Origin of the sequence: Janthinobacterium sp., assembly GCF_031995485.1 — a bacterium.
Lineage (GTDB): Bacteria > Pseudomonadota > Gammaproteobacteria > Burkholderiales > Burkholderiaceae_D > Janthinobacterium.
Window position 1 is genome coordinate 180,460 of sequence record NZ_DAMAGB010000001.1, and the last position, 19,392, is coordinate 199,851.

Genomic DNA, 19,392 nt, shown 5'->3' on the forward strand with positions numbered 1-19,392 from the left:
GCTACTTTTCCTGTTTCTTCGTCGAACCCTTGTCGATCACTTCGCGGCAGTCGCCGCGCAGGGTGGCGTTGTCGTAGTTGGCCCAGCCGTAGCTGTCGACATAGCGCGTGTGCTGCTTGAAGCGGGGACTGGCGATGCTCCACTCGGGCTGTTCGCCGGCATAGCGGACGTCGCCCAGGTCGAGCAGGGTATGAAACATGTTTTCGGTCGTCAGTTTTGACTTGCGATGGCGCAGCACCTGTTTCACCTTGTCGGGATAGCGCTGCTGGAATTGCGGCGAGTACCAGACAAAGGCGGGCACGTGGAATTCGAACTGCGTATTGTGGCCGTGGAAGGCCAGGCGGCAGCTGCCGTCGTACAGGGTCTGGCCATGGTCGGCCACGTAGACGAGCGAGCTGCGCAGCGCCGTGCGCTCGCCGTCATCTTTCAGCGTGCCGATTACGTGCGACAAGAACCAGTCGGTGTACAGGATCGAACTGTCATAGCTGTTGCTCAGCTGCGGCTTGATGGCGGTATCCGTGTAGACCGGCTTGTCGACGCCGAACAGCGACGGCTGCCATTTGTCGAACTCCTTCGGGTAGCGCTGGCTGTAGTTCCAGTGGCTGCCCAGCGTGTGCAGCACGATCAGCTTTTTCGGCGCCGGGTCGGCCAGCGCGTTCTTGAACGGATCGAGCAGCACCTGGTCGAAGTTCGAGCTGTTGGTAAAGCCGCCCAGGTTCAGGAACTGCACCACGTCCGCTTCCTTGGCAAACACCGACACGGGCGTGTCGAACTTGCCGAACGAGATCTGGTTCGACAGCCAGTAGGTCTTGAAGCCCGCTTCCTTGTAGGCCGACAGGAACGATTTTTCCGAAAAGCCGGCCTTCAGACTTTCGGTGGCCTTTTTGCGCGAAATAATGACCGGCACCGACAATCGCGTGGCCGAGACGGCCGTGATCACGTCGGCCAGCGGCACCAGGTTGTCTTCCTGTTTCAGCAGCGGATTGGTGTCGCGCGCATAGCCGTTCAGGCTCCAGCGGTCGTAGCGCGACGATTCGCCGATCACCATCACCACCACTTCGGGCTGCGTGTCGGGATCCTGCTGGTGCGCGCCGAAGGTAAAGCGGCTGCTCTTGTCGCCCAGCTCGGCCAGGTAGCGGCGTTCCTTGTAGAAATCGTAGCCGCGCGCGACCAGGCCGAACGGCCAGGCGCCGCTGACGGTGTCAAAGCCGTACGGCAGGCGCAGCCAGCGCGGCAGGGCGGGCCAGTCCAGCTCGGTGTCGCCGGCACCTTCGATGCTGGCGTCGTCATGGCTGGCGGACGACTGGGGGACTGGCGCGCCGGCGGCCACGCCGAATTCATGGCCATACCACCAGGAAGCGCCCAGCAGCAGCAACAGGGCAACGGCAATCGGCCGCGTCCTGCCGCGCCAGTCCAGGCTGCGCGTGCGCGTGGCCGCATACCAGCTCAGGGCGCACCAGGCGAGCACGCCCAGCATCACCGCGCCCATCAGCCACACTTTCTGGCCCAGGAACTCCATCGCCTCCTTGGGGCTGGTCTCGAAGATGATGCCCAGGTGGTGGGTGGAGATGCCCTGGCCGTAGAAGACGAACAGGTACAGCTCGGTCGGCAGCGCCAGGAAGGCGGGCAGCAGCAGCCAGTGGAAGTACGCGGGGCGCTGGAAAATGCTCCACACGGCCAGCCAGGCCAGCAGCTCAAAGGTCAGCAGTTGCCATGGATGCTCGGGGGTGCGGCCCAGCAGCACCGGCAGGAACGGCACGGCGGTGAGCAGCATATAGGTCAGCAGCACGAAGGCGGTGGCAAGACTGGTACTGCCAGGGCGAAACAGGGAGCGCATAAGGGAGGATCGCAAAAAAACGTCCGCCATTATCATTCCTTTTGTCATCTTCGGGCGTGGCTCGATCGGTGCGCATGCGGGAAAGATTGGCGTAAATGCCACGAACGTGCGTTTACTTTGCCTTTTTTTATAGCAAAAAGCCGTAAACTGATTGACCCCCTGTAACACAAGGTCTAAACTAGCGAGTTCTCGATTTTATTCTGCACATCGTTTACGTGTTACCTGGCATTTGTTGGCCGCTCCTCGTCGAGTGGCTGCGGGCGCCTCCGGTGTGGAACGATAAAACGGGACGAGGTTTCAGTCGCCGGGCAGTCATGCCCGGGTTATTAATCGTAGTTTTTTGTTGGATTTATAACGATGCCAACCATCAATCAATTGATTCGCAATCCACGCGTCGCCTTGACCGTGAAGAGCAAATCGCCGGCGCTGGAAAACAGCCCGCAAAAACGTGGCGTTTGCACACGTGTTTACACCACGACTCCAAAGAAGCCTAACTCGGCTCTGCGTAAAGTCGCCAAAGTACGTCTGACCAACGGTTTCGAAGTCATTTCGTACATCGGCGGTGAAGGCCACAACCTGCAAGAGCACAGCGTTGTTCTGCTGCGCGGCGGTCGTGTAAAAGATTTGCCAGGTGTTCGTTACCACATGGTTCGCGGTGCTCTGGATACCCAAGGCGTCAAAGACCGTAAGCAATCGCGTTCGAAATACGGTACCAAGCGCGCTAAAGCAGGCAAGAAGTAATAGTTGTAGCAGCAAACCCAAGTTTCGCTCAGTGGCAACTAACTAAGTGAATGTAGTCGACCGCATCTGGTCGAGTAAGTGGGTGACTATGATGGTCGTCCGCGAGTGTGCGAAGAACGCGCGCTCAACTGAAGATTGAAAGGAATTGATATGCCACGTCGTCGTGAAGTACCCAAGCGCGAAATTTTGCCAGATCCAAAATTCGGCAACACTGATGTCGCCAAATTCGTAAACGTGCTGATGCTGTCCGGTAAAAAATCGGTTGCAGAAAACATCATCTACGGTGCTTTCGAGCACATCGCAGCGAAATCGGGTAAAGATCCACTCGAAGTTTTTGTTACCGCAATCAACAACGCCAAGCCGCTCGTTGAGGTGAAATCCCGTCGCGTCGGTGGTGCAAACTACCAGGTGCCGGTCGAAGTTCGCCCAGTGCGTCGTATGGCCCTGTCCATGCGTTGGTTGCGCGAAGCTGCTAACAAGCGCAGCGAAAAATCGATGCCACAACGCCTCGGCGGTGAGCTGATGGAAGCGGCTGAAAGCCGCGGCGGCGCGATGAAAAAACGCGACGAAGTCCATCGCATGGCTGAAGCGAACAAAGCGTTCTCGCATTTCCGCTTCTAATAAAAAGCCAGCTTCCGCAAGGCGGCTGTCAAGTATCTGTTGTTCGAGGCCGGGCTCATTTTTGCAAAAAAATGCTGCTCGGTTTTGTCCATTCATTTAGGATTAATTATGGCCCGCAAGACCCCCATTGAGCGCTACCGCAATATCGGTATCTCCGCTCACATCGATGCAGGTAAGACGACCACCACCGAACGCGTACTGTTCTACACCGGTATCAATCACAAGATTGGTGAAGTGCATGATGGCGCCGCCACCATGGACTGGATGGAGCAAGAGCAGGAACGCGGTATCACGATTACCTCGGCAGCGACCACATGCTTCTGGAAGGGCATGGCAGGTAACTTCCCTGAGCACCACATCAACATCATCGACACCCCGGGCCACGTTGACTTCACCATTGAAGTTGAACGCTCGATGCGCGTGTTGGATGGCGCCTGCATGGTTTACTGTGCAGTCGGCGGCGTGCAGCCACAATCGGAAACGGTATGGCGTCAGGCTAACAAGTACAAAGTGCCACGTCTGGCCTTCGTGAACAAGATGGACCGTACCGGCGCCAACTTCTTCAAGGTCTACGAGCAGATGCGTGCTCGCCTGAAAGCGAACCCGATTCCGCTGCAGATTCCTATCGGCGCCGAAGAGAACTTCCTGGGCGTGGTCGATCTGGTCAAGATGAAGGCCGTGTATTGGGACGACGCGTCGCAAGGCATGAAGTTCGACTACCGTGATATCCCTGCAGAGCTGGCTGATCAAGCCGCCGAGTGGCGCGAGAAGATGGTCGAAGCGGCTGCCGAAGCGTCGGAAGAGCTGATGAACAAGTACCTGGAAGAAGGCGACCTGACGGAAGCTGAAATCAAGGCGGCTCTGCGCGCTCGTACGCTGGCATCGGAAATCGTGCCGATGATGTGCGGTACGGCGTTCAAGAACAAGGGCGTTCAAGCCATGCTGGACGGCGTGATCGAATACCTGCCATCGCCAATCGACATCAAGCCGGTCGAAGGCATGGACGAAGATGACCAGCCGACGTCGCGTAAAGCGTCGGACGACGAGAAATTCGCCGCGCTGGCATTCAAGATCATGACCGACCCATTCGTGGGCCAGCTGATCTTCTTCCGCGTCTATTCGGGCATGATCAATTCGGGCGACACCGTCTACAATCCGATCAAGGGCAAGAAAGAACGCCTGGGTCGTATTCTGCAGATGCACGCGAATCAGCGCGAAGAAATCAAGGAAGTGCGCGCCGGCGATATCGCCGCTGCCGTTGGTCTGAAAGATGCCACCACGGGCGAAACCCTGTGCGATCCTTCGGCCATCATCACCCTGGAAAAAATGGTTTTCCCTGAGCCAGTGATCTCGCAGGCTGTCGAGCCTAAGACCAAGGCTGACCAGGAAAAAATGGGCCTGGCGCTGAACCGCCTGGCACAGGAAGATCCTTCGTTCCGCGTGAAAACCGATGAAGAATCGGGCCAGACCATCATCGGTGGTATGGGCGAGTTGCACCTGGAAATTATCGTTGACCGCATGAAACGTGAATTCAACGTTGAAGCGACCGTCGGCAAGCCACAAGTGGCTTACCGCGAAACGATCCGCAAAACTTGCGAAGAGTCGGAAGGCAAATTCGTCAAGCAATCGGGTGGTCGTGGTCAATACGGTCACGTGGTTCTGAAGATCGAACCGCAAGAACCAGGCAAGGGTTTCGAATTCGTTGACGCGATCAAGGGCGGTACCGTTCCTCGCGAATACATCCCTGCAGTTGAAAAAGGTGTGCGCGACACGCTGACTTCGGGCGTGATGGCTGGCTACCCAGTCGTTGACGTCAAGGTCACGCTGTTCTTCGGTTCCTACCATGATGTCGACTCGAACGAAAATGCATTCCGCATGGCCGCTTCGATGGCATTCAAAGATGGCTGCCGCAAAGCATCGCCAGTCATCCTGGAGCCGATGATGTCGGTGGAAGTGGAAACGCCGGAAGATTACGCCGGTACCGTGATGGGCGATCTGTCGTCGCGTCGCGGCATGGTGCAAGGTATGGACGAGATTGCTGGCGGTGGCGGCAAGATCATCAAGGCCGAAGTACCACTGTCGGAAATGTTCGGTTACTCGACCTCGCTGCGCTCCGCAACGCAAGGCCGTGCGACTTACTCGATGGAATTCAAGCACTATTCGGAAGCTCCGAAACACGTGACTGAAGCAATCGTAAGCTCGAAAGCTAAGTAATTGTTGTGCCGGACCGGCTTTCACGAGAATGCCGGTCCCTACATTTAAATCATTGTTCTAAGGAAGAATAAAATGGCAAAAGGTAAATTCGAACGGACCAAGCCGCACGTCAACGTCGGCACCATCGGCCACGTCGACCACGGTAAAACCACGCTGACCGCTGCAATCGCAACGGTTCTGTCGAAGAAATTCGGCGGCGAAGCCAAAGCATACGACCAGATCGATGCGGCTCCAGAAGAAAAAGCACGCGGCATTACCATCAACACCGCTCACGTCGAGTACGAAACGGCTACCCGTCACTACGCTCACGTTGACTGCCCAGGCCACGCCGATTACATCAAGAACATGATTACCGGTGCAGCACAGATGGACGGCGCGATCCTGGTTTGCTCGGCAGCTGATGGCCCAATGCCACAGACCCGCGAACACATCCTGCTGGCCCGCCAGGTTGGCGTTCCATACATCATCGTGTTCCTGAACAAGTGCGACCTGGTCGACGACGCAGAACTGCTGGAACTGGTCGAAATGGAAGTGCGCGAGCTGTTGTCGAAGTACGAATTCCCAGGCGACGACCTGCCTATCATCAAAGGTTCGGCACGTATGGCGCTGGAAGGCAAAGAAGGCGAAATGGGCGTTGACGCAGTGCTGCGTCTGGCCGATGCACTCGATGCTTACATCCCGACGCCAGAGCGCGCTGTTGACGGTGCATTCCTGATGCCAGTGGAAGACGTGTTCTCGATCTCGGGTCGCGGTACCGTTGTGACCGGTCGTATCGAACGCGGCATCATCAAGGTCGGCGAAGAGATCGAAATCGTCGGCATCACCGATACCGTCAAAACGACTTGCACCGGCGTGGAAATGTTCCGCAAGCTGCTGGATCAAGGTCAGGCAGGCGACAACGTTGGTCTGCTGCTGCGCGGCACCAAGCGTGAAGACGTGCAACGTGGTCAAGTTCTGGCAAAACCAGGCTCGATCAAGCCGCACAACCACTTCACCGGCGAGATCTATGTCCTGTCGAAAGACGAAGGCGGCCGTCACACGCCATTCTTCAACAACTATCGTCCACAGTTCTACTTCCGTACCACGGACGTGACCGGTTCGATCGAGTTGCCAGCAGACAAAGAAATGGTTATGCCAGGCGATAACGTGTCGATCACCGTCAAGCTGATCAACCCGATCGCGATGGAAGAAGGTCTGCGCTTCGCTATCCGCGAAGGCGGCCGTACCGTCGGCGCTGGTGTTGTTGCAAAAATCCTGGCTTAATTCTTAAGCCTATATAAGAAGAAGACGCGTCGTCGCCCGGCGCCCTTCTTTTTAATCAACTGCCGGGGTAGGCAAGCATTTTGGTGCTATCATGTCGACCCTGACGGTTGTTATGTCAAAAATTCCCGTATTACCTCATTGCCGTGCACATTGTGCGGTTCGTTCTTTTAAGGAAATATCATGTCGGCACCAAACCAGAAAATCCGTATCCGCCTGAAGGCTTTCGATTACAAACTGATCGACCAGTCCGCTCTGGAAATCGTTGAAACCGCGAAGCGCACCGGCGCTGTCGTCAAAGGCCCAGTACCACTGCCTACCCGTATTCAGCGTTTCGATGTGCTGCGTTCCCCGCACGTCAACAAGACTTCGCGCGATCAGTTCGAGATCCGTACGCACCAACGCCTGATGGACATCGTTGACCCAACGGACAAAACCGTTGACGCACTGATGAAGCTGGACCTGCCAGCTGGTGTTGATGTTGAAATCAAACTGCAATAATCGATTTTAAAGCGGTGGCCAGGGTATCCGGGCCGCCAGCTGACTAAGAGCCGGGCCTGTTCGTGATCGAACTGGCCCGGTTTTTTTATGGCCGTCTTTTCATGGCAATAACGCTGTACAGTGCGCAGGACGGACGCTAAAGTTGCCGCATGCTTAACACACTCGACACCCACCTGCTCAATGCGGCACCACGCGGCGGCCTGCGCGGCTGGCCGCGTTTCCTTATCGAATTCGCGTATTTCGGCGTCAAGGAGGCCAGGGCCTGCCTGTTCGTCGCGCTGTTCTTTTCCGCCGTGTTCCTAGTGCCGCGCGCAGGGCTGCTGGGCCTGCCGCGCTACGACGTGCTGCTGGTGGCGGCGCTGGCGATCCAGGCTGCCATGGTCTGGAGCAAGCTGGAAACCTGGGATGAGCTCAAGGCAATCAGCCTGTTCCATCTGGTCGGCTTTGCGCTGGAAGTGTTCAAGGTGTCGGGCAGCATCCAGTCCTGGAGCTATCCTGATTTTGCCTACACCAAGGTGTTCGGCGTGCCGCTGTTTTCCGGCTTCATGTACGCGGCCGTCGGCAGCTACATCATCCAGGCCTGGCGCCTGTTCGACCTGCGCGTCCGCCACCATCCGCCGTACTGGATGGGGGTGCTGATTGCGGTGCTGATCTATGCCAATTTCTTCACGCACCATTACATCGGCGACTACCGCTGGTACCTGGCGGCCTGCGCGCTGGGACTGTATGCGCGCACCACGGTGGTGTTCCGTCCGCTCGACCGCGACCGCGGCATGCCGTTGCTGCTGGCGTTCGTGCTGATCGGTTTTTTTATCTGGCTGGCCGAGAACATCAGCACGTTCTGGGGCGTGTGGCGCTATCCGAACCAGCTCGGTGCGTGGTCGGCCGTGCATGTCAGCAAATGGAGCTCGTGGTCGCTGCTGGTGGTGATGACGTTTACCATCGTCGCGCAGCTGAAACACATCAAGCACAGCATCCACGTCGCCCGCGCCTAGGCCGGCGACGTGCTGCCGCTGCTTATTTCAGTGTAACGATGGTTTCCTGGAAGCGCCGGCCCAGCGCTGCCTGCGGGCCGCCCTGCAGCTGTTTCGCATACTGGCCCAAGACTTCGGCCGAATAGGTGCGCGAGGTGTCGGACAATTTATGCAGCAGCGGCAGCGCGCGTTCCAGGTAGACGGAACCTTCCTGCCATTTGCCTTGTGCCGACAAGGCCGAGGCCAGTTCCACCAGGCGCCGGCCGATACGCGCATCGCTGCGCGGCAGGGCCGCTTCTTCGGTCGCCAGCGCCTGCTTGTACAGTGCTTCGGCTTCCACATGCTTGCCCTGCAGGCGCTTGATGCGGCCCAGGTTGTACTGGCGCTGCGACAACAACTCGTCTTTCGCGCCAGCCTTGATGGCGCTGTCGAGCGCCTGCTTGCAGGCCAGTTCGGCTTCGGCCAGCTGGCCCTTCAGTTCGGCGGCATTGCAGGCGTCGTGCTGCACGCTGGATGCGGCAATCGCCGGCGATGGATCAGGAGTGGTGGTGGTGCAGGCGGCGAGCAGGCTGGCGGCGCAGAACAGGCTGATGGTGGTTGTCTTCATGATTTCCTCGTACGGGCGGTGGACACAGGGTGTATCTCTTGGGAAGCCTCTGATGAATATACTATAACTAATTTACTGTGAGCATTTATTTGCAAGCTTGTGCGAGCTGGCCCACACGGCCCATCGCACGTACGCCACCGGCTGCCAGATTGACGCTGCCTGCCGGCGTCAGTGATACTCCGTCTTTATTCTTTGCTATGGCCTTGTCATGTCCAGAACCATCCTGATCGTCGAAGATGAACAGGCGATTGCCGACAGCATCGCCTACGCCCTGCGCACCGATGGCTTTGTGCCGCGCCATGTGACGCTCGGCGAGCAGGCGCTGGCTGTCATGCGCAGCAGCGAAGCGGGCGCTGCGCCGCAACTGGTGGTGCTCGATATCGGCCTGCCCGACATGAGCGGCCTGGAAGCGTGCCGCCAGCTGCGCCAGTTTTCGGACGTGCCGGTGATTTTCCTGACCGCCCGCAGCGATGAAATCGACCGCATCGTCGGCCTGGAAATCGGCGCCGACGATTATGTTACCAAGCCGTTCTCCCCGCGCGAGCTGGTAGCCCGCATTCGCGTCATCCTGCGCCGCGCCCGAGCGGCGACCATGCCGCCCCAGCCGCCTGCCGACGCTGGCAAGCCGATAGTCGCCGGCACCCCCAAGTTTGAATTGCGCGCCCTGGAAGCGCGCGTGCTGTTCCACGGCCAGCCGCTGGACCTCACGCGCTACGAATACCTGCTGCTGAAAACCCTGCTGGAATCGCCCGGCCACGTGCTGTCGCGCACGCAGCTGATGGAGCGCGTCTGGAGCGGTGCGTCCGACACGCTCGAACGCACGGTGGACGCGCACGTGAAGTCCCTGCGCGCCAAGCTGCGCGCCATCGATGCGCAGGAGGAGCCGATCCAGACGCACCGCGGGCTCGGCTACAGCCTGGCAGGCGCGTGAACGCATGAAGATCGGCCTGCGCATCCTGTGCGGCTACTTCCTGGTGGTGGGACTGGCCGCCTGGTTCCTGCTCAATGTCTTCATGGAGCAGGTCAAGCCCGGCGTGCGCTCGACGCTGGAAGACACGCTGGTCGACACCTCGCAGCTGCTGGCCGCGCTGGTGGCCGCCGACCTGCGCGACGGCAGGCTGGACGATTCCGTGGTGCTGCAGCGCATGCAGCATTACGCGCAGCGCGCCATCGACGTCAATATCAATGGCGTGCGCAAGAAAACGCTCGACTACCGCATCTACATCACCGACCGCCATGGGATGGTGCTGTTCGATACCAGCGGGCGCGACGTGGGCAAGGATTACTCGCGCTGGAACGATGTGTACCTGACCCTGCAGGGAAAATACGGCGCGCGCAGCACGCGTTCGATTCCCGATGAGGATATGTCGACGGTGATGCATGTGGCCGCGCCGATCCGCGACGGCGACGCCATCATCGGCGTGCTGACGGTGGCCAAGCCGAATGCCAGCGTGCAGGCGTTTGTCGAGCGCAGCCAGCGCATCATCCTGCAGCGCGGCGCCGTGCTGCTGCTGCTGTCGCTCCTGATCGGGCTGGCGTTTGCGTGGTGGCTGCACCATGCGCTGGGCAAGCTGATGGACTATATCAGCGCGGTGGAGGCGGGCAGGAAGGTGGCGCTGCCGGCCCTGGGCAACAGCGAGATCGGCATCCTGGGCCGCGCGCTGGACGCCATGCGCACACGCCTGGAGGGCAAGGAATACGTCGAGCAGCTGATGCATACGCTGACGCATGAACTGAAAAGCCCGATCGCCGCCATCCAGGCCTCGGCCGAGCTGCTGCAGGAAGACATGCCGGCCGACGAGCGGGAACGCTTTCTGGGCAATATCCTGGAGCAGAATGCGCGCCAGCGGCAGCTGATCGACAAGCTGCTGGCCCTGGTGCGGGTGGAAAAGCAGCAGCGGCTCGACCAGCCCGAACGCATCGCGCTGGCGCCGCTGCTGGCACAGGTGGCGCAGGATGCGGCCGCCAGCCTGGCCGCGCGCGGCGTTGTGCTCGATGTGCAGTGCATCGACGCGGCGCTCGCCGGCGACGCCTTGCTGCTGCGCCAGGCGCTGGGCAATCTGCTCGACAACGCGATCGGCTTTGCGCCGCCGGGCAGCCGCATCGACCTGCAGGCGCGCCAGCAGGGGGAGGGCGTGGAGATCAGCGTGCGCGACCGTGGCGAGGGCATTCCCGCCTACGCCCGGGAGCGCGTATTCGAGCGCTTCTATTCGCTGCCGCGCCCCCATGCCGGCAAGAGCACGGGCCTGGGCCTGCCGTTCGTGCGCGAAGTGGCCTCCTTGCACGGCGGCACGGTGACAGTCGGCAACCATGCGGAAGGCGGCGCCATGGCGCGCCTGCGCCTGCCCATCGCCTGAAATTTGCCGGCTTCACACAGAACGCATCATCAGCGCACATGGATTTTTTAGACTGGCCGCCTTACCCATAAGGAATGCGCCATGCAAAAAACGTTATTGATCAAGGCACTGATCGTGTTCGGCCTGATGCTGCTGATCGGCCTGCCACTGCTGATGATCCAGGAGACCATCAAGGAACGCATGCAGTTCCGCCAGGAAGCGGTCGACAGCATTGCCGCCGATTCCGTGCGCGAGCAAACCATCATCGGCCCCATCCTCGTGATTCCCTATGTGGAACAGTATGACGAGCGGGTCGAGATCGCCGCCGACAAGGACCAGAAAAGCAGCGTGCCGGCGCGCACCGAAGTGCAGCGGCGCGTGATGCAGCGCCGCCTGCTGGTGTACCCGAACAACCTGCTGCAGACGGGCACCATCGACACGGACCGCCGCTACCGCGGCATCCACCAGGTGCTGGTCTACAGCGGCCAGCATGCGTTCAAGGGCGACTTCACGGTGCCAGGCCTGGAGCAGTTGCCGCGCAAGACGCCGGAGGCGCGCATCGCCGTCGGCCAGCCCTTCATTGCGCTGTCGATCGAGGACGTGCGCGGCATCCGCAATATCCCGAAAATCGACTGGGGCGGGCGCCAGATCGAATTCGAGCAGGGCACCAACCTGTTTGCCTTCCGCAGCGGCCTGCACGCGCCGCTAGGCGCCATGCCGCTGGTGGCCGCGCAGCAGGTCAAGTTCAGCTTCGACTTGGGCCTGAGCGGTATCGAACGCCAGCATTTCGTGCCGGTGGCCAAGAACAACCAGGTCAGCATGAAGTCGAACTGGCCGCATCCGCAGTTTGGCGGGCGCTTCCTGCCATCGCCGAAATATCGCCAGATCAATGCCCAGGGTTTCCAGGTCGAGTGGGACATCTCGTCGCTGGCCTCGAATGCGCAAACCCAGCTCTCGAGCATCGAAGGCGAATTCAAGGTGCCCGACAGCGCGCCGCTGGGCCAGGTCGACCGCTTCAGCGTGGGCTTCATCGAGCCCGTCAACGTGTATTCGCAGTCGGACCGCGCCACCAAATACGGCCTGCTGTTCGTGGCGCTGACATTTGCCGCCTTTTTCATCTTTGAAATCCTGAAAAGCCTGCCGATCCACCCGGTGCAGTATCTGCTGGTGGGCCTGGCACTGGTGATCTTCTTCCTGCTGCTGGTCAGCCTGGCCGAACATATCGCCTTCTGGATGGCATATGTGATTGCCAGTGCCGCCTGTATCGTGCTGACCAGCTTTTACCTGACCTACGTGCTGCGCAGCGCGGGGCGGGCGATCGGCTTTGGCGTGGCCCTGACGGCGTTGTACGGCGCGCTGTATGGCCTGCTGAACTCGGAAAACAATGCGCTCATCATGGGCAGCATCCTGCTGTTTGCCGTGCTGGCCGCCGTGATGGTGGTGACGCGCAAGGTCGACTGGTATCAGGTGGGAAAAGGTGTTGCTGTATCGCCCGCAAAGGCGCATGACTAGAGGATTTATGGTACTTTAGCGCTCCCTCGCGGCAATGCCGGCAACTTGCCGCGAGGCGCACAACAACACTTTGACATACCTCGTGTTAACTTGTTGCGTCAAGGGTTTTTGTGCTATATACTAGCCGGCTTCGGTATGGATTCGTCCTTTTTGAGTCCTACGTTATTTGTAGTTAAACAAGCCCCGCCCAATCGCAGGTGGGAATGGAGAAAAAATGAGCCTAGGCCTTCTCGGTCGCAAGGTTGGTATGATGCGCATTTTCACGGACGAAGGGGATTCGATTCCTGTCACCGTGCTGGACGTATCGAACAACCGTGTTGCGCAAATCAAAACCCCTGAAACAGATGGTTACTCCGCTGTTCAGGTCGCATTCGGTCAACGTCGCGCTTCCCGCGTGACCAAAGCTGTTGCTGGTCATCATGCTAAAGCTGGCGTTGAAGCCGGTACTCTGTTGAAAGAGTTCCGTGTTGATGCTGCTAAAGCCGCCGAATTGAAAGCTGGCGATGTTGTCGCTGCTTCCCTGTTCGAAGTCGGTCAAAAGATCGACGTGCAAGGCGTTACCATCGGTAAAGGCTATGCAGGCGTTATCAAACGTTACCACTTCGCTTCTGGCCGTGCAACGCACGGTAACTCGCGTTCGCACAACGTTCCAGGTTCCATCGGTATGGCGCAAGATCCAGGTCGTGTTTTCCCTGGTAAGCGCATGACCGGTCATCTGGGTGACGTTAACCGTACGATCCAGAACCTCGTGATCGCCCGTATCGATGCCGACCGTCAGCTGCTGCTGGTCAAAGGCGCGATTCCAGGCGCGAAAAATGGCCAGGTAGTTGTCTCGCCAGCCATCAAAACCAAAGCCAAGAAGGGAGCTTAAACGATGGAACTCAAGCTTCTGAATGCGCAAGGTCAAGCCGGCTCCAACGTCGTCGCTGCTGATGAAATTTTCGGCCGTGATTACAATGAAGCGCTGATCCACCAAGTCGTGATCGCTTATCAGGCGAATGCACGTAGCGGTAACCGCAAGCAAAAAGACCGTGAAGAAGTTCACCACACGACCAAAAAGCCATGGCGCCAAAAAGGTACCGGCCGCGCTCGTGCTGGTATGTCGTCGTCGCCACTGTGGCGCGGCGGTGGTCGGATTTTCCCGAACTCGCCTGACGAAAACTTCACCCACAAAGTGAACAAAAAAATGTATCGCGCAGGTGTCTGCTCGATCCTGTCGCAGCTGGCTCGCGAAGAGCGCCTGGTCGTCATCGACGATCTGACGATCGACGCGCCAAAAACCAAGCTGCTGTCGCAAAAATTGAACGGCCTGGGCTTTGATTCGGTTCTGATCATCACCGACGTTCTGAACGAAAACCTGGAACTGGCATCGCGCAACCTGCCGAACGTACTCGTCGTCGAGCCACGTCACGCAGACCCGATGTCCCTGGTGTTCTACAAGAAGATCCTGGTCACCAAAGCTGCACTGGCCAAGATTGAGGAGATGCTGGCATGAGCGCGATTTTGAAACATAGCGAAGAACGCTTGATGAAGGTGCTGTTGGCGCCCGTGATTTCCGAAAAGGCCACCATGGTCGCGGAAAAGAACGAGCAAATTGTATTCCGCGTACTGCCGGATGCAACCAAGCCTGAAATCAAGGCAGCAGTCGAACTGCTGTTCAAGGTCGAAGTCCTGTCCGTGCAAACTGCAAACCGCGAAGGCAAGCAGAAGCGCACCGGCAAGTTCAACGGCCGTCGTAACCATACCAAGCGTGCTTTCGTGTGCCTGAAACCTGGCCAGGAAATCAACTTCTCCGAGGAGGCTGCATAATGGCACTCGTTAAGATGAAACCAACCTCGCCAGGCCGTCGCGGCATGGTAAAGGTGGTGAACCCGGACCTGTACAAAGGTCGTCCGTTCGCTGCCCTGGTTGAAAAGAAATCCAAGACCGCTGGTCGTAACAACAACGGTCACATCACCACCCGTCATATCGGTGGTGGTCACAAGCAACACTATCGCCTGATCGACTTCAAGCGCACCAAAGATGGTATTCCAGCGAAAGTGGAACGTATCGAATACGATCCAAACCGCACCGCGAATATCGCTCTGCTGTGCTACGCCGACGGCGAACGTCACTACATCATCGCAACCAAAGGCATGTCCGTTGGCGACAGCGTGATGAACGGTTCGGAAGCACCGATCAAATCGGGTAACTGCTTGCCAATCCGTAACATCCCAGTCGGTACCGTGATGCATTGCGTCGAAATGCTGCCAGGTAAAGGTGCCCAGATGGCCCGTACCGCCGGCGCCGGCGTCGTGCTGATGGCCCGTGAAGGTACCTACGCTCAAGTGCGCCTGCGCTCGGGTGAAGTCCGTCGCGTGCACATCGAGTGCCGTGCAACCGTGGGTGAAGTCGGCAATGCCGAACACAGCCTGCGTAAAATCGGTAAAGCTGGTGCGATGCGCTGGCGCGGTGTTCGTCCTACCGTTCGCGGTGTGGTCATGAACCCGGTCGATCACCCGCACGGTGGTGGTGAAGGTAAAACAGCAGCTGGTCGTCATCCAGTTTCGCCTTGGGGCCAACAGACTAAAGGTAAGAAGACACGCAGCAACAAGCGTACTACTTCCATGATCGTCTCGCGCCGCGGCAAGAAATAAGGGGTAGCACATGACACGTTCATTGAAAAAAGGGCCGTTCTGTGACGCCCACCTGGTGAAAAAAGTTGAAGCCGCGCAAGCTGCCAAAGACAAAAAGCCAATCAAAACCTGGTCGCGTCGTTCGACAATCATGCCTGACTTTATCGGCCTGACGATCGCGGTTCATAACGGCAAGCTGCACGTGCCGGTTTATGTTTCCGAAAACATGGTTGGTCACAAGCTCGGCGAATTCGCACTGACCCGTACGTTCAAGGGCCATGCAGCTGACAAAAAGGCTAAGAAATAATGGAAACCAAAGCTATCCTCAAAGGTGTGCGCCTGTCCGACCAAAAAGGTCGCCTGGTTGCTGACCTGATCCGTGGCAAGAAAGTTGACGCTGCACTCAACATCTTGCAATTCAGCCCGAAAAAAGGTGCTGCGATCATCAAGCGTGTTCTGGAATCGGCAATCGCCAATGCGGAACACAATGACGGCGCGGACATCGACGAACTGTTCGTGAAAACGATCTACGTCGAAAAGGGCCCGGTCCTGAAGCGCTTCACCGCGCGTGCAAAAGGCCGTGGCGACCGTATTTCGAAACAATCCTGTCACGTTTACGTGACTGTCGGTAACTAAGGAGCCACGATGGGTCAGAAAATTCATCCAACCGGTTTCCGTCTGGCGGTCACCCGTAACTGGGCTTCGCGCTGGTATGCAGGCAACGGCAATTTCGCTGCCATGCTGAACGAAGACTTGAAAGCACGTGCTTACCTGAAAAAGAAACTGAAGAACGCTTCGGTTGGCCGCATCGTTATCGAGCGTCCTGCCAAGAACGCGCGCTTCACGATCTACAGCTCGCGTCCAGGCGTGGTCATTGGTAAAAAAGGCGAAGACATCGAAGTACTGAAGTCGGCGCTGACCAAGATCATGGGCGTGCCTGTTCACGTGAACATCGAAGAAATCCGCAAGCCGGAAATCGATTCGCAACTGATCGCCGATTCGATCTCGCAGCAGCTGGAAAAACGGATCATGTTCCGCCGCGCCATGAAGCGTGCAATGCAAAATGCAATGCGCCTGGGTGCACTCGGTATCAAGATCATGTCGTCCGGCCGTCTGAACGGTATCGAAATCGCACGTAAAGAGTGGTACCGCGAAGGCCGCGTGCCTCTGCATACCCTGCGCGCCGATATCGACTACGGTACCAGCGAAGCATCGACCACGTACGGCATTATCGGCGTCAAGGTGTGGGTATACAAAGGTGACCGCGCGCCTAACGGCGATGCACCAGTCATCGATACCCCAGCTGACGAGAAGAAGAGCCGCGGTCCACGCCGTGACGATGGCAAGCCAGCTGGCCGCCCGCGTCCAGCCGGTGCCGGTGCGAAACCATCCACAGCACCAGGTGCACGTGTGCGTACCGCCGCTAAACCGGCCGCCGCAGCAGCACCCGCTGAGAAAGCAGGAGAATAATCATGCTGCAACCAGCACGCAGAAAGTATCGTAAAGAGCAGAAAGGCCGTAACACCGGTATTTCGCACAGCCGCGGCACCGCCGTGTCGTTTGGCGAATTCGGTCTGAAAGCCGTTGCGCGCGGTCGTATCACTGCGCGTCAAATTGAAGCGGCGCGTCGTGCAATGACGCGTCACATCAAGCGCGGTGGCCGTATCTGGATCCGTATTTTCCCGGACAAACCGATTTCGAACAAACCGGCTGAAGTCCGTATGGGTAACGGTAAAGGTAATCCTGAGTACTACGTCGCTGAAATTCAGCCAGGTAAAGTACTGTACGAAATGGATGGCGTTGATGAAGCGCTGGCACGGGAAGCTTTCCGTCTTGCCGCCGCTAAACTGCCACTGGCGACGACGTTTGTCATCCGCCAAGTTGGCCAATAATTGGAGTTGGATATGAAAGCAACTGAACTCCGCGGCAAAGACCAGCCAGCTCTGCAAAAAGAGCTGAATGACTTGTTGAAGGCACAGTTCGGCCTGCGTATGCAAATCGCTACGCAACAGCTGAGCAACACTTCGCAGCTCAAGAAGGTACGCCGCGATATCGCGCGTGTGAAGACGGTAATGAATCTGAAGGAAGCCAAATGAACGAACCAGTGAAACAGTCGCTCAAGCGCACGCTGATCGGTAAAGTGGTATCCGACAAGATGGACAAGACCGTTACCGTTCTGATCGAGCGCCACGTAAAACATCCTTTGTATGGCAAGATCATCATGCGTTCGAACAAGTATCACGCGCATGACGAGACCAACCAGGTCAAAGCCGGTGACACGGTAGAGATCCAGGAAGGTCGTCCGATCTCCAAAACGAAGGCATGGACGGTGACACGTGTGGTTCAAGCCGCACCCATCGTTTAAATAAAAACCACCGTTTCGGCGGTGGCTTTTAATTAGTACTTGCAGGCCCGCAAATTGTATGTAATACTTGCGGGCTTCGTTCATGTAACGCCGCAAAGTGTCTGGCCACAGACATAGCTCCGCGGTCAGTTGATGTATGAAGGTCATGCACCCAAACAGTGAAGCCCAGCAGGGCGGCTCTGGCGGGACCAAGACTGACCGCGGGTCTACATTGTGTGGATTCTTCGGCTTAAGTTGGGAAAGAGAATACTATGATTCAAACTGAAAGCCGGCTCGAAGTGGCTGACAATACCGGTGCCAAGGAAGTTATGTGCATCAAGGTATTGGGTGGCTCCAAGCGCCGTTATGCTGGCATTGGCGATGTGATCAAAGTAACCGTCAAGGTTGCTGCGCCACGTGGCCGTGTCAAAAAAGGTGAAATTTATAACGCCGTGGTTGTGCGCACCGCTAAAGGTGTTCGCCGCCAAGACGGTTCCCTGGTGAAGTTCGACGGCAACGCCGCCGTTCTGTTGAACGCCAAGCTGGAACCGATCGGTACCCGTATTTTTGGACCTGTCACACGCGAACTGCGTACTGAGAAGTTCATGAAAATCGTGTCCCTGGCACCGGAAGTCCTGTAAGGAGTCGTAATGGATAAGATTCGTAAAAACGACGAAGTCATCGTTCTGACCGGGAAAGACAAGGGCAAACGTGGTGTGGTGCAGCAGCGTATCGATGCTGAACATATCGTGGTTGATGGCATCAACGTCGCTAAAAAAGCGACCAAGCCAAACCCGATGACTGGCGTAACTGGTGGTATCGTCGATAAGACCATGCCAATTCACGTGTCCAACGTTGCATTGTTCAATGCAGCGACTGGCAAGGCAGATCGCGTGGGTTTCAAAGAAGTGGACGGTAAAAAAGTCCGCGTCTTTAAATCCTCCGGCGAAGTAGTGAAGGCTTAAGAAATCATGGCACGTCTCCAAGAATTCTATAAAGAAAAAGTCGTTGCCGACCTGACCAGCAAGTTTGGTTACAAGTCGGTGATGGAAGTTCCACGCCTGACCAAGATCACCCTGAACATGGGTGTTGGTGAGGCTATCGCGGATAAAAAAGTTCTCGAGCACGCAGTTGCCGACTTGACCAAGATCGCCGGCCAGAAGCCAGTGACCACCAAGTCCCGCAAAGCGATCGCAGGCTTCAAAATCCGTGAAGGTTACCCGATCGGTACGATGGTCACCCTGCGCGGCGCTCGCATGTACGAGTTCCTGGATCGCTTCATTACCGTGGCTCTGCCGCGCGTACGCGATTTCCGTGGTGTGAACGGTCGTGCATTCGACGGTCGTGGCAACTACAACATCGGTGTCAAGGAACAGATCATTTTCCCTGAAATCGAATACGACAAGATTGACGCGTTGCGCGGTATGAATATCAGCATCACGACAACTGCTAAGACCGATGACGAAGCCAAAGCTTTGCTCGCCGCCTTTAAATTCCCTTTCAGGAACTGATCATGGCCAAACTGTCACTGATTAATCGTGAGATCAAGCGTGCTGACCTGGTGGCGAAATTCGCCCCTAAGCGCGAAGCTCTCAAGGCCATCGTCGATGACCAATCGAAATCGGAAGAAGAGCGCTACGAAGCTCGCCTGAAACTGCAGGCGCTGCCACGTAACTCGAACCCGACGCGTCAACGCAACCGTTGCGCCATCACTGGTCGTCCGCGCGGCACATTCCGTAAATTCGGTCTGGGTCGTATCAAGCTCCGTGAATTCGCCATGCGTGGTGAAATTCCGGGTATGACTAAAGCAAGCTGGTAATAGGAGAATAT

Annotated in this window: 25 protein-coding genes; 23 read left to right on the forward strand and 2 right to left on the reverse strand. The window is 57.6% G+C overall.

Going from position 1 to position 19,392, the window contains the following annotated elements:
- Position 1 precedes the first annotated feature (1 nt).
- Positions 2-1,852, reverse strand: coding sequence for a phosphoethanolamine transferase (locus RTQ46_RS00810; protein WP_409518282.1), 1,851 nt, complete (start codon positions 1,850-1,852; stop codon positions 2-4).
- Between the two features lie 342 nt (positions 1,853-2,194).
- Here RTQ46_RS00810 and rpsL point away from each other — a divergent pair, with 342 nt between their 5' ends.
- The 6 genes from rpsL to RTQ46_RS00840 all read left to right on the forward strand — a co-directional run bounded on the left by rpsL (position 2,195) and on the right by RTQ46_RS00840 (position 8,169).
- Complete coding sequence (gene rpsL, locus RTQ46_RS00815; protein ID WP_010394376.1) at positions 2,195-2,578, forward strand: 30S ribosomal protein S12; 384 nt, start codon at positions 2,195-2,197, stop codon at positions 2,576-2,578.
- 150 nt (positions 2,579-2,728) lie between these two features.
- Entirely contained in the window at positions 2,729-3,199 is a 471-nt protein-coding gene (rpsG, locus tag RTQ46_RS00820) for a 30S ribosomal protein S7 (protein ID WP_065310159.1), read from the forward strand.
- A gap of 108 nt (positions 3,200-3,307) precedes the next feature.
- Positions 3,308-5,413, forward strand: coding sequence for an elongation factor G (gene fusA / locus RTQ46_RS00825; RefSeq protein WP_312433999.1), 2,106 nt, complete (start codon positions 3,308-3,310; stop codon positions 5,411-5,413).
- Positions 5,414-5,485: 72 nt separating this feature from the next.
- Positions 5,486-6,676 (forward strand): elongation factor Tu, encoded by a 1,191-nt coding sequence (gene tuf, locus RTQ46_RS00830; RefSeq protein WP_308923540.1) that lies wholly within the window; start codon positions 5,486-5,488, stop codon positions 6,674-6,676.
- A gap of 180 nt (positions 6,677-6,856) precedes the next feature.
- Entirely contained in the window at positions 6,857-7,174 is a 318-nt protein-coding gene (rpsJ, locus tag RTQ46_RS00835) for a 30S ribosomal protein S10 (RefSeq protein WP_010394389.1), read from the forward strand.
- 149 nt (positions 7,175-7,323) lie between these two features.
- A complete protein-coding gene (locus RTQ46_RS00840) occupies positions 7,324-8,169 on the forward strand; it encodes a DUF817 domain-containing protein (protein ID WP_312434000.1) in 846 nt (281 codons plus the stop codon).
- A gap of 22 nt (positions 8,170-8,191) precedes the next feature.
- Here the strand turns inward: RTQ46_RS00840 and RTQ46_RS00845 are convergent, their stop codons facing one another.
- Positions 8,192-8,755, reverse strand: coding sequence for a tetratricopeptide repeat protein (locus tag RTQ46_RS00845; protein ID WP_312434001.1), 564 nt, complete (start codon positions 8,753-8,755; stop codon positions 8,192-8,194).
- Positions 8,756-8,963: 208 nt separating this feature from the next.
- On the opposite strand from RTQ46_RS00845, the gene creB reads away from it, so the two are divergent.
- From creB to rpsN, 17 genes are all read left to right on the forward strand, one after another.
- A complete protein-coding gene (gene creB, locus RTQ46_RS00850; protein ID WP_312434002.1) occupies positions 8,964-9,686 on the forward strand; it encodes a two-component system response regulator CreB in 723 nt (240 codons plus the stop codon).
- Between the two features lie 4 nt (positions 9,687-9,690).
- Complete coding sequence (gene creC, locus RTQ46_RS00855; protein WP_312434003.1) at positions 9,691-11,112, forward strand: two-component system sensor histidine kinase CreC; 1,422 nt, start codon at positions 9,691-9,693, stop codon at positions 11,110-11,112.
- Positions 11,113-11,193: 81 nt separating this feature from the next.
- Complete coding sequence (gene creD, locus RTQ46_RS00860; RefSeq protein WP_312434004.1) at positions 11,194-12,603, forward strand: cell envelope integrity protein CreD; 1,410 nt, start codon at positions 11,194-11,196, stop codon at positions 12,601-12,603.
- 214 nt (positions 12,604-12,817) lie between these two features.
- Positions 12,818-13,474, forward strand: a complete 657-nt coding sequence (gene rplC / locus RTQ46_RS00865) for a 50S ribosomal protein L3 (RefSeq protein ID WP_010394393.1) — start codon at positions 12,818-12,820, stop codon at positions 13,472-13,474.
- Between the two features lie 3 nt (positions 13,475-13,477).
- Complete coding sequence (gene rplD / locus RTQ46_RS00870; RefSeq protein ID WP_312434005.1) at positions 13,478-14,098, forward strand: 50S ribosomal protein L4; 621 nt, start codon at positions 13,478-13,480, stop codon at positions 14,096-14,098.
- Entirely contained in the window at positions 14,095-14,412 is a 318-nt protein-coding gene (gene rplW, locus RTQ46_RS00875) for a 50S ribosomal protein L23 (RefSeq protein WP_010394398.1), read from the forward strand. Before rplD ends, rplW begins: the two co-directional genes overlap by 4 nt.
- On the forward strand, positions 14,412-15,239 hold the full coding sequence (gene rplB, locus RTQ46_RS00880) for a 50S ribosomal protein L2 (protein WP_065310150.1): 828 nt from the start codon (positions 14,412-14,414) through the stop codon (positions 15,237-15,239). The genes rplW and rplB overlap by 1 nt, the downstream gene beginning before the upstream one ends.
- A 10-nt stretch (positions 15,240-15,249) precedes the next feature.
- Positions 15,250-15,525 carry a 30S ribosomal protein S19 gene (gene rpsS / locus RTQ46_RS00885; protein ID WP_008444295.1) on the forward strand — a complete coding sequence of 92 codons (276 nt, stop codon included), beginning with the start codon at positions 15,250-15,252 and terminating at the stop codon, positions 15,523-15,525.
- On the forward strand, positions 15,522-15,854 hold the full coding sequence (gene rplV / locus RTQ46_RS00890) for a 50S ribosomal protein L22 (protein ID WP_170840583.1): 333 nt from the start codon (positions 15,522-15,524) through the stop codon (positions 15,852-15,854). The genes rpsS and rplV overlap by 4 nt, the downstream gene beginning before the upstream one ends.
- A 9-nt stretch (positions 15,855-15,863) precedes the next feature.
- On the forward strand, positions 15,864-16,688 hold the full coding sequence (rpsC, locus tag RTQ46_RS00895) for a 30S ribosomal protein S3 (RefSeq protein ID WP_092718261.1): 825 nt from the start codon (positions 15,864-15,866) through the stop codon (positions 16,686-16,688).
- Positions 16,689-16,690: 2 nt separating this feature from the next.
- On the forward strand, positions 16,691-17,110 hold the full coding sequence (gene rplP, locus RTQ46_RS00900; RefSeq protein ID WP_034753201.1) for a 50S ribosomal protein L16: 420 nt from the start codon (positions 16,691-16,693) through the stop codon (positions 17,108-17,110).
- 12 nt (positions 17,111-17,122) lie between these two features.
- A complete protein-coding gene (rpmC, locus tag RTQ46_RS00905) occupies positions 17,123-17,314 on the forward strand; it encodes a 50S ribosomal protein L29 (RefSeq protein ID WP_071079768.1) in 192 nt (63 codons plus the stop codon).
- Entirely contained in the window at positions 17,311-17,583 is a 273-nt protein-coding gene (gene rpsQ / locus RTQ46_RS00910; RefSeq protein ID WP_065310148.1) for a 30S ribosomal protein S17, read from the forward strand. Before rpmC ends, rpsQ begins: the two co-directional genes overlap by 4 nt.
- 251 nt (positions 17,584-17,834) lie before the next feature.
- Complete coding sequence (rplN, locus tag RTQ46_RS00915; RefSeq protein ID WP_008444317.1) at positions 17,835-18,203, forward strand: 50S ribosomal protein L14; 369 nt, start codon at positions 17,835-17,837, stop codon at positions 18,201-18,203.
- 9 nt (positions 18,204-18,212) lie between these two features.
- Complete coding sequence (gene rplX, locus RTQ46_RS00920; protein WP_038497027.1) at positions 18,213-18,527, forward strand: 50S ribosomal protein L24; 315 nt, start codon at positions 18,213-18,215, stop codon at positions 18,525-18,527.
- A gap of 6 nt (positions 18,528-18,533) precedes the next feature.
- Entirely contained in the window at positions 18,534-19,073 is a 540-nt protein-coding gene (gene rplE / locus RTQ46_RS00925) for a 50S ribosomal protein L5 (RefSeq protein WP_010394421.1), read from the forward strand.
- Between the two features lie 2 nt (positions 19,074-19,075).
- Positions 19,076-19,381 (forward strand): 30S ribosomal protein S14, encoded by a 306-nt coding sequence (gene rpsN, locus RTQ46_RS00930; RefSeq protein WP_010394423.1) that lies wholly within the window; start codon positions 19,076-19,078, stop codon positions 19,379-19,381.
- Positions 19,382-19,392: the final 11 nt, after the last annotated feature.